The sequence below is a fragment of the Variovorax sp. Root473 genome, assembly GCF_001426505.1.
Taxonomy (GTDB): domain Bacteria; phylum Pseudomonadota; class Gammaproteobacteria; order Burkholderiales; family Burkholderiaceae_C; genus Variovorax.
The window spans coordinates 1-205 of the sequence record NZ_LMEV01000017.1; the positions used below are offsets into that span (position 1 = coordinate 1).

Annotated in this window: 1 pseudogene; it reads left to right on the forward strand. The window is 68.8% G+C overall.

Annotated features, from left to right (window positions below):
- Window positions 1-205, forward strand: a pseudogene (locus ASD34_RS28200) (amino acid deaminase); the annotation flags it as partial.

A 205-nucleotide genomic window follows, 5' to 3' on the forward strand; every position in this document is an offset into this window, starting at 1 on the left:
GCGCAGCGAAGTCGGCGCTGCCGGCTGGAACGTGCTGGCGGGCGACCTGCCGCTTCCGCTGGCCGTGCTCAAGCGCGAGGCGCTCGAACACAACCTCCAATGGATGCAATCGCGCGTGCGCGAGTGGGGCATCGATCTCGCACCGCATGGCAAGACGACCATGTCGCCGCAGCTGTTCCAGCGCCAGCTCGATGCCGGTGCGTGG